Origin of the sequence: Vibrio sp. R78045 (assembly GCF_042466085.1) — a bacterium.
GTDB classification, from domain to species: domain Bacteria; phylum Pseudomonadota; class Gammaproteobacteria; order Enterobacterales; family Vibrionaceae; genus Vibrio; species Vibrio cyclitrophicus.
The window spans coordinates 1,560,388-1,572,232 of sequence record NZ_JAXHBS010000013.1; the positions used below are offsets into that span (position 1 = coordinate 1,560,388).

General features: G+C 45.0%; 11 protein-coding genes and 1 pseudogene. 8 read left to right on the forward strand and 4 right to left on the reverse strand.

Annotated features, from left to right (window positions below; genetic code table 11):
• The first annotated feature begins 85 nt into the window (after nucleotides 1-85).
• The 6 genes and pseudogenes from thiD (at nucleotide 86) to thiM (ending at nucleotide 5,141) form a co-directional block, all read left to right on the forward strand.
• Nucleotides 86-979, forward strand: coding sequence for a bifunctional hydroxymethylpyrimidine kinase/phosphomethylpyrimidine kinase (gene thiD, locus SJY39_RS17390; protein ID WP_010430528.1), 894 nt, complete (start codon nucleotides 86-88; stop codon nucleotides 977-979).
• Nucleotides 969-1,733 (forward strand): ABC transporter ATP-binding protein, encoded by a 765-nt coding sequence (locus SJY39_RS17395; protein WP_016768297.1) that lies wholly within the window; start codon nucleotides 969-971, stop codon nucleotides 1,731-1,733. The genes thiD and SJY39_RS17395 overlap by 11 nt, the downstream gene beginning before the upstream one ends.
• Before the next feature lie 103 nt (nucleotides 1,734-1,836).
• A pseudogene (locus SJY39_RS17400) lies at nucleotides 1,837-2,571 on the forward strand (ABC transporter permease); the annotation flags it as partial.
• Between the two features lie 120 nt (nucleotides 2,572-2,691).
• A complete protein-coding gene (locus SJY39_RS17405; protein ID WP_010430522.1) occupies nucleotides 2,692-3,648 on the forward strand; it encodes an ABC transporter substrate-binding protein in 957 nt (318 codons plus the stop codon).
• 8 nt (nucleotides 3,649-3,656) lie between these two features.
• Nucleotides 3,657-4,352, forward strand: coding sequence for a thiaminase II (gene tenA, locus SJY39_RS17410; protein WP_016768299.1), 696 nt, complete (start codon nucleotides 3,657-3,659; stop codon nucleotides 4,350-4,352).
• Nucleotides 4,353-4,355: 3 nt separating this feature from the next.
• Entirely contained in the window at nucleotides 4,356-5,141 is a 786-nt protein-coding gene (gene thiM, locus SJY39_RS17415) for a hydroxyethylthiazole kinase (protein WP_010430518.1), read from the forward strand.
• Between the two features lie 127 nt (nucleotides 5,142-5,268).
• On the opposite strand, the gene SJY39_RS17420 is transcribed toward thiM, so the two are convergent.
• On the reverse strand, nucleotides 5,269-7,212 hold the full coding sequence (locus SJY39_RS17420; protein WP_016793020.1) for a methyl-accepting chemotaxis protein: 1,944 nt from the start codon (nucleotides 7,210-7,212) through the stop codon (nucleotides 5,269-5,271).
• 261 nt (nucleotides 7,213-7,473) lie between these two features.
• Between SJY39_RS17420 and thiE the strand changes: the two genes are divergently transcribed.
• Nucleotides 7,474-8,091: a thiamine phosphate synthase gene (thiE, locus tag SJY39_RS17425; protein ID WP_010430512.1), complete on the forward strand. Its 618-nt coding sequence runs from the start codon at nucleotides 7,474-7,476 to the stop codon at nucleotides 8,089-8,091.
• Between the two features lie 201 nt (nucleotides 8,092-8,292).
• On the opposite strand, the gene SJY39_RS17430 is transcribed toward thiE, so the two are convergent.
• Nucleotides 8,293-8,637: a hypothetical protein gene (locus tag SJY39_RS17430; protein WP_010430509.1), complete on the reverse strand. Its 345-nt coding sequence runs from the start codon at nucleotides 8,635-8,637 to the stop codon at nucleotides 8,293-8,295.
• A gap of 389 nt (nucleotides 8,638-9,026) precedes the next feature.
• A complete protein-coding gene (locus SJY39_RS17435) occupies nucleotides 9,027-9,929 on the reverse strand; it encodes a LysR family transcriptional regulator (RefSeq protein WP_016793019.1) in 903 nt (300 codons plus the stop codon).
• A gap of 138 nt (nucleotides 9,930-10,067) precedes the next feature.
• Here SJY39_RS17435 and SJY39_RS17440 point away from each other — a divergent pair, with 138 nt between their 5' ends.
• The gene (locus tag SJY39_RS17440; protein ID WP_016785403.1) at nucleotides 10,068-10,496 is read left to right on the forward strand and encodes a PACE efflux transporter; all 429 of its coding nucleotides are present in this window, start codon (nucleotides 10,068-10,070) and stop codon (nucleotides 10,494-10,496) included.
• A gap of 257 nt (nucleotides 10,497-10,753) precedes the next feature.
• Here the strand turns inward: SJY39_RS17440 and SJY39_RS17445 are convergent, their stop codons facing one another.
• Nucleotides 10,754-11,761, reverse strand: coding sequence for an AraC family transcriptional regulator (locus tag SJY39_RS17445; RefSeq protein ID WP_016788038.1), 1,008 nt, complete (start codon nucleotides 11,759-11,761; stop codon nucleotides 10,754-10,756).
• Nucleotides 11,762-11,845 lie beyond the last annotated feature (84 nt).

Here is an 11,845-nt window from a genome sequence, read left to right on the forward strand (position 1 = left end):
CCATGAAAACTTTCATGTGTTTATTGCGACTTCTCCTTCGATCGGTGTTCGTTCTCCTACGTCTTGTAAGATAGTAGGAGCGACAATGACACACAGTTCTAATTCAAAAGATTTAACGCTAAAAGCCTCAGTTTCACAGCACTCTGCTGATGGTTCGATTCGAACAAACACTCCGATTGTATTGACGATCGCTGGTTCTGACAGTGGTGGTGGCGCGGGCATTCAAGCTGATATTAAAGCCATGTCTGCAACGGGTAGCTTCGCTTGTTCGGTAATTACCGCAATTACCTCTCAGAATACCCAAGGCGTTTCCGCCATTTTGCCTATTCCACTCGACCATGTTGCTAGCCAGTTAGATGCGGTTTTTACTGATCTCAATATCGTGGCAGTAAAAGTCGGCATGTTGGCCGATTCGCAAATCATCAAAGTCGTCGCTGATAAAATTAAGCAGTACCAACCTAAACACTTAGTGATTGACCCTGTAATGGTCGCAACCAGTGGTGATCTTCTTTTAGAAAACTCAGCAATTACTACACTGAAACAAGAGCTGATTCCGCTGGCAGACATCATCACACCTAATTTACCTGAAGGCGCGGCATTAACAGGCAAGCCGGTACCTGAAAGCGAAGCTGAAATGCAGGGCATGATTGAAGATTTACGCGCACTAGGTGCTAAAGCGGTTCTCTTGAAAGGCGGCCACCTGGAGAAAGATGAAAACAGTAACGACTTACTGATTCTGCCAACCACATCTGCTCTGATTAGCGCGAAGCGTTTTCCTACCAAAAACACTCATGGAACGGGCTGCACGCTCTCTTCCGCTATTGCTTCTTTCTTGGCTCAAGGCAACAAACTTCCAGAGGCTGTCGACCTAGGTAAACAATACATTTCACGAGCAATTGCTCACGCCGACGAACTTCAAGTTGGTCAAGGTCACGGCCCTGTAAATCACTTCTTCGTTGGGCACGGTAATGTCCGTTAATACGATTGGCGTTCAACTCAGTAATGCGACTCTGCGTTACCGAGATAGCGAGCACGCGACCTTATCTGGACTGTCATTGAGCTTAAAAGCAGGCAAGTGGACAGTGTTACTTGGTCGCAGTGGCTGCGGAAAAACCACGGTATTGCGTTATCTGGCAGGCTTGTTGGACGACAAGGTGGAATGGCAGGGCACATTGGCAACGTCTGATGAATTGCCTCTTACCGATCGCATCGCTTACATGGCGCAGCAAGATTTGTTACTGCCATGGCTATCGGTTATCGACAACGTGTGTTTGAGCCATCGCTTTCAAAATTCCGCAGATAAGCATAAAAATATCGAGCATAAAAATCAGGCGTTAGAGCTACTGATTTCTGTTGGTCTGGCTGATTACGCGGATGCTATGCCGGATCAATTGTCTGGTGGTATGCGTCAGCGTGTTGCTTTGGCTCGAACCTTAATGCAAGACAAGCCAGTCGTGCTGATGGATGAGCCTTTCTCTGCGCTGGATGCGGTAACGAGACACAAGCTGCAAAGTTTAGCGTGTGAACTGTTAAGGGGTAAAACCGTTGTGTTGATCACTCATGATCCACAAGAAGCGGTGCGTCTGGCGGATAACTTGTATGTGTTGCAAGGCACGCCTACGAGTGCTCACTCTTTATCTGTGCCTCACACGTCAACGCCACGAGTGTTAGATGGTGAGTGTGCCGAGCTACAACAAGCGATCTTAGAACAGTTGGAGCGTGATTATGAATGAACTAACTCGAAGTGAAGCTACTGATAGCTCCAAGATAGAAAACTCAATGGAAGAAAGTTCAACTAACGCGCAGGCTAGCACAGCGCGTCCTCGCCAGATGAATCCTGTTATGCGTTTGCTTATTAGCAGTGCTGTGATTCTTGGTTTGTGGCAAATGGTGGTAATTATATTCGAGATGCCAAGCTTCATTCTGCCAGCTCCCGCAGAAGTCTCCCTCAAGCTGATTGAACGCTACGATGTGTTACTCAAACACACTTGGGTGACTGCGCAAGAGATCTTACTTGGTCTATTGCTCGGTTTATCCATGGGGCTGTTTTTCGCCTTGCAGATGTTGATGTTTGACCCGTTGAAGCGTTGGCTATTGCCTATCTTGATTGCTAGCCAAGCGATTCCTGTATTTGCGATTGCGCCAGTACTTATGCTTTGGCTTGGCTATGGCATCGCTTCAAAAGTGGTGATGGCGGCGATCATTATCTTCTTCCCTGTGACCACTTGCTGTTACGACGGTCTGCGTAATACACCGACAGGTTATCTTGATCTTGCTAAGACGATGGGTGCATCGAAATGGAAATTGCTCCGCTATATCCAACTTCCTGCTGCATTGCCAACATTGGCGTCTGGCATTCGTGTAGCGGTGGTGATAGCCCCAATAGGCGCAGTCGTCGGTGAGTGGGTAGGCTCCAGTGAAGGTTTAGGTTACTTAATGCTACAAGCCAATGCGCGCATGATCATTGATGAGATGTTTGCGGCCTTATTTATCTTGGCGGTGCTGTCTATCTCGCTCTATTTCATCACAGATAAGTTACTCAAAAAAGCCATCCCTTGGGAGAACCAGTGATGGCTTGATCAATAACACTTTGTTTAATAAGGCTTCGCTCAACGCTATTTATCTAAACAAAACGTCGTTAAAAACTAGCTCTATAAACACAATAATAATATTCAAAAGGAAAGGTTAACTATGAAAAACACCAAATTGGTAGGTGCAGTGGCACTGCTTGCTTCGCTAGTGTCAGGTCATGCTCTAGCGGACTCTGAACAAAAGAAACTGACACTGATGTTGGACTGGTTTGTGAACCCGAACCATGGCCCGATTGTGATCGCTCAAGAGCGTGGCTACTTTGCTGACCAAGGTCTAGATGTTGAAATTCAAGAGCCAGCAGACCCAAGCACACCAGCAAAATTGGTCGCGGCAGGTAAGGTCGATTTAGCGGTAACTTACCAACCAAGTTTAACCATGGATGTGGCAGCGGGTCTTCCTTTAGTTCGTGCATCAACCCTTATCGCGACGCCACTAAATACACTAATGGTATTGGATAACGGCAAGAACGATACGCTAGCGGATCTGAAAGGCAAGAAGATTGGTATTGCGATTGCTGGTAACGAAGAAGCGACTATTGGCACCATGCTGGCTCAAGAAAGCGTTGAGTTTACAGACGTGCAAACCATCAATGTTGGTTGGGCACTGTCGTCTTCATTGGCATCAGGGAAGGTAGATGCAATCTGGGGTGGCTTACGTAACTTCGAGACCAACCAGTTAGCTCTTGAAGGCTTTAAAGCAAAAGCATTCTTCCCAGAAGAGCACGGTGTTCCTGCTTACGATGAGCTTATCTTTGTTGCGAACGCAAAGCAACATGATGATGAAGCGATCAAAGCGTTCAACAAAGCATTGGAACAAGCAACCACTTACATTGTTAACCACCCACAAGAGTCATGGAGCGAGTTTGTTGCGTATTCACCTGATACGCTGAACAACGAGCTTAACCAACGCGCATGGAACGACACGCTGACTCGTTTTGCACTTCGCCCTTCAGCGGTTGACCTGAAACGTTACGACGATTACGCACAGTTCATGTTCGACAAAGGCATTATCAAATCACTACCAAAAGCCGCTGACTACGTACCGACTTTTGACTAAGGAATCTCATGAAATACCAAGACTTAATCCAAGCCTGTCAGCAAGATTGGCAAGACTACACAGAGCATGATTTTGTTAAAACGCTGGCGAACGGCACACTCGCTCAGCCGTGTTTCCTGCATTATTTGAAACAAGATTTTCTGTTCTTGAAGCAATATGCTCGCGCTTATGCGTTGGCGATTTACAAGGCGAAAACCTTGGCTGATATGCGCCGTGCATTGCCAAGTGTTCATGCTCTGCTAGATTCTGAAATATCTCACCACGTGACTTACTGTGGTCAGTGGGGCTTAACGGAATCTGACCTAGAAAACGAACCTGAAGATTTCGGCACAGTCGCTTACACACGCTACGTTCTAGACGCGGGTATGACGGGTGATCTTGTCGATCTTTATGCGGCACTGGCTCCGTGTTCAATTGGTTACGCTGTGATCGGTAAAGCGCTGTTAGAAAGCAGCGATACCGTTTGGGAAGGCAACCCATACGCAAGCTGGCTGCAACTGTATGGCGGCGAAGAGTTCCAATCAGGTGTGGCTACAGGCGCGGAGTACTTTAATCAGCTGCTTGCTGAAATTGATATCAACAGCGAGCGTGGTCAAAGTATCGTTCATATCTTTAAAACGGCAACGCGTATGGAAGTGGCTTTCTGGCAGCAAGGTCTGAATGCACTTAATGACTCAACAGCGGCTTTCACGAATAAGGATTAATCCATGCTAACTGAACAAATCATCCAATCACTGCGCGCAGTACGAGAGCAAAAACCATTGGTTGTGAACATCACCAACTACGTCGTGATGAACAATACGGCGAATGCTTTATTGGCGATTGGTGCTTCACCTATCATGGCGCACTCACAGCAAGAACTGGCTGAGATGATGTCATTCTCTGGCGCTTTGGTGATTAACATCGGCACGCTTGATAGTGTTTGGACGCCAAGAATGCGCTTCGCGGTTGAACAAGCGAATGCGAACAACAAGGTTGTGGTCCTTGACCCTGTAGGTTGTGGCGCAAGTACGCTGCGTACTGAGACTTCTCGTGAAATTGCACGTTTAGCCAATAAGCTAATCATTCGTGGTAACGCGTCTGAGATCATTGCGCTAGCGGGTGAGCAAGCACAGAGCAAAGGCGTTGATGCGCTGGATAGCAGTGATGCCGCATTAGGCGCTGCACAGTGCTTAGTGGCTGAATACGGTGCAAATGTGGTAATTTCTGGTGAGACAGATTACGTTGTCACCAAAGACAGTGTTGTGATGTTAAACAATGGTCATCCAATGATGCCGTTTGTAACGGGCATGGGCTGTACCTTAACGGCCTTGACGGGCGCATTTGCTGCTGTTGGTGATGACAGTGGTTTAGCGGCTGCGGCGATATTGGGCGTGGTTGGTGAAATCGCGGCTGAAAACTCACGCGGCCCGGGTAGCTTACAAATGAACTTGCTTGATGAGCTATATCAGTTAGACGAAGAGACTCTGATTCAACGTTTGAAGATTCAGTAGGGTTAATCTAACTGTAAGCCACAAGTTAGAAGCCTAACTTAAAACTCTTTAGATAAAGAAAAGCCCCCGATACTTATGTGCTGGGGGCTTTTTATTATTGGTTTGGAGCTGTGTATAGACTAGCTTGCTAGGTTCTAAATCGATTCACTTGGCTCTCTAGGTGATGAGCAACCTCGGTTAAGTCGCTCGCTGCACCTGAAATGCTGCTTACCGACTCTTGGTTACTTTGCGCGATGGTGTTTGCACCTTGCGCGTTCTCACCGAGTGACTTGGTTAGACGATCTTGCTCATCAACCGATACCGCGATTTGGCTATTGGCTTGATTTAAATCTTGAATGTGTTGGTTAATCACATGCAAGTTCTGAGAAGCCTGCTGTGCCTGAGTTGAAGCATCGGAAACCGTGCTGTGGCTCTCCTTAATCGACTCTAACGCATCTTTAGCGCCACGCTGCAGCGATGTGATGAGTTCATCAATCTGGCTAGCAGAATCTTGGGTGCGCTTAGCAAGCGTTCTTACTTCATCAGCTACGACGGCAAACCCGCGACCTTGTTCACCTGCGCGCGCAGCTTCAATAGCCGCATTCAATGCTAACAGGTTGGTTTGCTCAGAAACGCCTTTGATTACTTCAAGAATGGCACCAATGTTCATCGACTCTTTGTGTAGGTCTGTCACTTTCTGGCTACTCACCTGCATGCTTTCATCGGCGCTGCCAATTTCATGCAGTGTCTTGTCTACTTCTTTAAGTCCCATCGCGACATTCTCGGTCGCTTGATTTGCAACTTGAGAGGCGTGGTTAGCACTTGAAGCAATTTCCGATGTGCTCGAAGCCAATTGATCAACGGCTGACGAGATATTGATCATTTCATTGTTCAACTGTGTCGCGTTGGTCGAGCTGTTGTTAGTCACTTGATTAAGAGATTCGGACATCTCACCAATACGCACACTAGAGCGGTTCACTTGGCCAACGATATCGCGCAGAGATTCAATGGTGACCTCCATGTTGGTCAGTAGTTCGCCAATCTCGTTTTTGCTTTCAATGTTCACTTCAACATTCAGGTTGCCTTGAGAAAGCTCATTGGTGATCTGTTTAACCTGTGCGATACCTTTGGTGATAGAACGAGTCACCAAAACCGCGCTTGTCATGCCAATAAGCAAAGCCACTCCTGTAAGCAAGAAGATGATTTGAATGGAGCGTTTTTCACTGGCTTGCAGTACCGGCGTGAGCGCTTGCTTTTGTTGTTCGAGAATACTTTGAGCATCAGCTACCGAAATAGCTAAGCTATCGCCAATAGAGGCGAGAGTAGCGGTTCTTTGGGTGTTCTCAATCATCTGCTGATGAACTTGCTCAAAACCTTTCGCGTACGCTTCACGTTGGTTAGAGAAATCTTCAATCAGTTCACTTTGATAAGGGGATGATTTAAGAGATTCAATATCACCTTCGATACCTGGTAGAGCATATTCAAAAATGTCTTTACCGGCCTCATAGGTTTTGAGGTCGTTGTTGTTTGAGTAACTCAGCACAGTGATCTTGGCGGCGAGGAAATTCTCCATCAACATACCGGCGTATAAGCTCGCGTTTGGATCGTTGTTGTTGTAAGACTCATACAACAAGCTCTGAGCAGCTTTCAGTGCGTTGGTTTCCCTTTTGACCATCTCCACATTTACCAACTGGTCAATGAGGAGTTGGCTTTGTTTCATTGACCCATAAGCCGAATCAAAAGCTGCAACGCTGGCTTGCACTAATTGCAGGCTCGAGAGACTATCGGTATTGGTGGTGGTTTGGATTAGATTGTTCAGCAGTTCATCAATCGCGAGTTTGCTTGATTGATAATTCGTTTCGTATTGCTCATCCAATGACTCTAAGTAACGTTCAGAGGCTAAACGCATCTGAAGAAAGTGCACTTGAATGTTGCCTGATAATGTCGCTTTATGGCTGAGCTCACTGTATTGGCTAAAACCGTTCGACAAGGTTTGGATACCTTTGTAACTCACAAAGCCTGAAATGACGAAAAAGAGCAAGCAGATGGCATAACCCAGCTTGATCTTGAGCGCTATAGAAAGGTGGCGCATAACTATCCCTATATTGACCTGATTCTTTCACAGAGCAGTATTTCATAAAACGGTGTGTCGGGCATACTCAAAGTGAATAGTTTGTGTAAAAAGTAACGCTTTAGTTAAGTAATTCAGTTTTTTCAACACATTTTCAACGGGTTGCATATTTAATAGCGCGCGCTTAATTGAGCTAATTTAGTATTAACGTCCATGCACATGATGATAATTGTCGGTAAAATGGTAACAACTCAATTTAGACTTCAACGCCAAAGGTGCGATATGACCCTTTATAAACTCTATTTAGTAACGGATGACCAACAAGATTTAGATACGCTCAAGTTCGTGGTTGAACAAGCAGTTGCTGGTGGCGTCACCATGGTCCAAGTAAGAGAAAAGCATGGAGATGTAAGAGCGTTCATTGAACGAGCACAAGCTGTTAAGTCTATTTTGGCAGGAACAGACGTACCTTTGATCATTAATGACCGAGTCGATGTTGCATTGGCGGTGGATGCCGATGGCTTACATTTGGGTCAATCGGATATGCCACCAATCATAGCGCGTCAGTTGATTGGACCAGATAAGATTCTAGGTTTGTCGATAGAAGATGAGCAACAACTTCAACAAGCTGACGATTTGCCGATTGATTACATTGGTCTCAGTGCGCTTTTTACAACACCGACCAAGACTAATCTAAAAAAGCATTGGGGTTATGAAGGTATTCAAATGGCTTTGGAGACAACGAAGCTGCCGATTGTCGGTATTGGTGGAATCAACGAATCGAATATCCCTCAGTTAACGCAAACAGGCATCCATGGGTTGGCATTAGTCTCTGCGATATGTCACGCAAAAGACCCGAAAAAAGCAACGCAGGATCTGTTGTCCCTAATGGAGGAGTGAAAGGGTATTTAGACCAGAAAATAATGCGTTTAGCTGTTTGTTTTCTAGTTAAAACATAAGCACAGAGGTGTGCTTATGTTTATCGACTGAGCTTTTAAGGAAAACTATTAAGCACGGCATTCTATATACCTATGTAAACATATAAGGGACATAAACAGTTTATCGGATGTACAGAATTATCTGTTGAATATTCAGTTTGGTCTACTGAGCGCACAGAGCAACAGTGCCGATGATCATAAGAACGATCGCGGTGTACCAACCGTATTGCGCTGTTTTATTCGCGACAAAAACTTTAATGTAATTGATTTCTTCATGCGCCATCGCGATAAAGTCCGTGTAGTTAATTGATAACTCACGGCTGGCTTCTTTCAAGTCTTGCTGCAGTTTGTTGAAAGCCTCATCGATGAAGCCTTTTGTTTCTGAAACAGAAGGAGTAGCAGCCAAAGCTAGACTATTCCAAACTGCCATACGCGATTCATATTCGCTTTCACTGACACAATTAAGTACGCGTAAATCATACTCTCGTTTGTTACGCTCTTTACCCATTTTCTCAGGGCAAATATTTCTTAAAACGTTCACGACAAATTTTCCAAAAGGTTCATTTAGATATAGAAAAGCACTCAAAGAGGGCTCATAAACTGGGGCGAATCAATATTCAAAAGTGATCTATTTGAAGCTGTCATAAGTTCTTGCAGGGCAGGGACACTTATTTCGAAGATTTGAAGTTGGGTCAGTGTTGTTAAAGAGCGATTTGGGACTGTCTATATTCGTTCGAAAAGACAAACCCGTTGGGATCGCATAGTAGTTATGTCACTTTGGGACATCAACTAGGGTGTTTTATCCAGACGACAAAGATATTTATCGGCAAGATAAGCTAAAATGAGGTAGTCGAGGCGTAATCATTACTAACCTCGATTCTAAGAATGGATCAGCTTTTAGTTTACTTGCCATTGGTTGTATTGCAGTGAATACCGTTCAAGGGTCTCGATGAGGCTAGTAAGAACCGGGCCGTTAATGTGACTGCGAGACACCAAGCAACCAACAGGTGTTATCCAACCACCATGCTCGTGTGCGACAGGCAAAGCCACAAGGTCTCCTTTTTCAATCCCTTTCATTACCATCATTTCAGGCACATTTGCCCAGCCAACATTCTGTTCAACGAGATCAACAATGGTCTTATGATTATTGGCATACCAAAGCATGGAGCTAATGCCGTAAGTGAACCATAGTTCGCGTTGTTTCGAACTGCGATGCACACATTGGCGATAACGCTTTAAGTCTGAGTCTTGCACTACGGGGAATTGGCTCAGTTCGTGAGTAGCCGAACTGACAGTTAGGAAACGCGCTTGGCCAAGCAAGAAAAAGTCCATATCAACCTTTAGCTCACCATCGGCATAGATGATTCCAACTTGCGCCTTGCCGCGTCTCACTAAGTCTTCGACATCGAATGTTGAAGTGGTAATGATATCGAAGTGTGTGATAGGGAATTGATCGGCTAGCGAGCTGATTATCTTAATGAAATTCTTATCGATAATGCTTTCATCAACCGCAATGATCAGTTCATGTTCGTCTTCTTGTGTCAGCGATTCTACTTTTTGGTCGAAGTACTTTTGTTGATCAAGAATGGACTTAGCGACAGGCAATAACGCTTTACCTGTGTTGGTTAAAACGGGGATGTTTTTCTCTCGGTTAAACAGCTCTTGGTCGATGGCTATCTCTAGGTTGGCGATCGACTGGCTGACGCCGGATTGAGCACGTTTCAGCTTGCGCGCTGCCGCTGAAAAAGATCCGCTTTCACACACAGTGACGAAGACTTTTAATTGCTCAAAACTGTACATGCTACCTCTCACTCAATCCAATATGGGCTAATAACGTTCAGGCTATCACTATTCGTGATGGCTGTTAACTTTCTCTTATTATTTCAGATGACATAATCTCGACCAATTCAACACGTAATAGATTATTTAGAGGAATGTATGAGTACGTTAGAAAGAGTGTTTCACTCTGTGTTATTTGAAGTATTGGCCGTAACACTTTCCATTGTCGGCTTAGCGATATTTACCGATCATGATGTGAACGCCTTATCAGGAACCATGATAGTTGTTGCGAGTATCGCGATGATGTGGAACTACTGTTTTAATCGCATTTTTGATCGCCATTTCACGGGGGAAAAATCACAGCGTTCACTTAAGTTACGTGTTTTTCATGTCGTGTTATTTGAGGCTGGCTTGCTGGTGGCGACGATCCCTGTGATGGCGTACTTGCTCAACGTCGGTATTTGGCAGGCATTTTTGATGGATATCGGCGTGACCATTTTTATTACCATTTACGCATTTGTATTCAACCTGATTTACGACCATGTTCGAGCGTTTTTGGTGCATAGATCCAATCTCGCAGTTCAGTAATCTGCTAAGTCAGTAAATGCTATTTTGGCTACTAACTGATTGTTTATTCGTTATTTTTACGGAGGTATTCGGCTAGTAAGCCTAGGTCACTCGTCATTTATTCTGCTATCTTCAATAAGGTGATAATTTGAAATACAAGCCAAACCTGAAGCAAGCTATCGAAGTGCGGATAGGGCGCTTTATCGTGCCAAGGGCAGTGGCCGAAATAGGGTATGTAGTTCTAGTCCGAGTTGCCCAGAGCCAATTGCCTTGGTTAATTATAATCGTGTCTGAGCCGAAATTGAGCGTTGGTAAATCTTTGGGGTAATACCGGAGACTCGTTTAAAGGCTCTAGAAAAGTGGGAAATATTGGTGTAACCCAATTGGCTCGAAATGTAAGTCAACGTATGGCCTTCTTCCATCAGCTCACATGCGACGGAAAACATCAGGTTCTCTTTGATTTTCCGGTAGGTGGTATTTTCGTTTTTCAGCTTACGTTGAAATGTTCGTACAGAAAAGTTTAAGAGTTCAGCTGCCTCTTCAAGTGAGAGGTCTTGCTCCTTCATGTAGGGTTTGAGTAACTCGTAAACGCTGTCAGTAAAGCTTGTGTGCCATTCAATGATCGCCGGCTTGTTACTTAAGTCTTTGGCGGTGAGTCGAATCGGTAGTTGTAAGATCTCATCAGGGATAAGAACCGCGGTAGAGCGATGGCCGACAAACAGCTGGCAGTGATTGGAAAGCAGTGTTTTAACGATGTCGGTGTCATTGCCTTGCAAACGCACTTTGGTTGGTTGCCAAGGTGACTTAGATAGAATGGTGATTAATTCGATGATGTAGGTAATGGCAAAAACTTCGCCCCATTGGAACATGGGTGAATTATCTTCAGTTGCGGTTCGGCAGAACCAACTCTGACCATGCTCTTGAATGAAGTCGACTCTACTACCGGGAGAATCATAAGAGAAAATGGTGTTGATGTGTTTTAACGAATCCTCAATCGTTTCAAACTCGGTAAACTGATGCAAGACGTATGGGATGATTCGTCGTTTAAAGGCCAAACCGAGCACATCCGTAAATCGAGAGACACCGAGTTGTGACGAAGTCAGATAAATCAGTCGCTTGATGGATTCAGACGGCACAAAGTCACTTTCTGATTCAATGAGGCCGGGCGGCAAGCCTGAGTCTTCAAGCAACTTATACAGGTCTAAGCCATAGTCCGTGAACACTTGCACTAAGATTTTGGCATAACTTGTTTGTATTACTGGGACTTGGTAAGAGCGAGTAGCCATGATCAAACAATCCTTGTGTATCTATACGTTATTAGACGTGCATATCATTTACAGTGTTTTGTTTAGTAAATCTAACCCTATTTA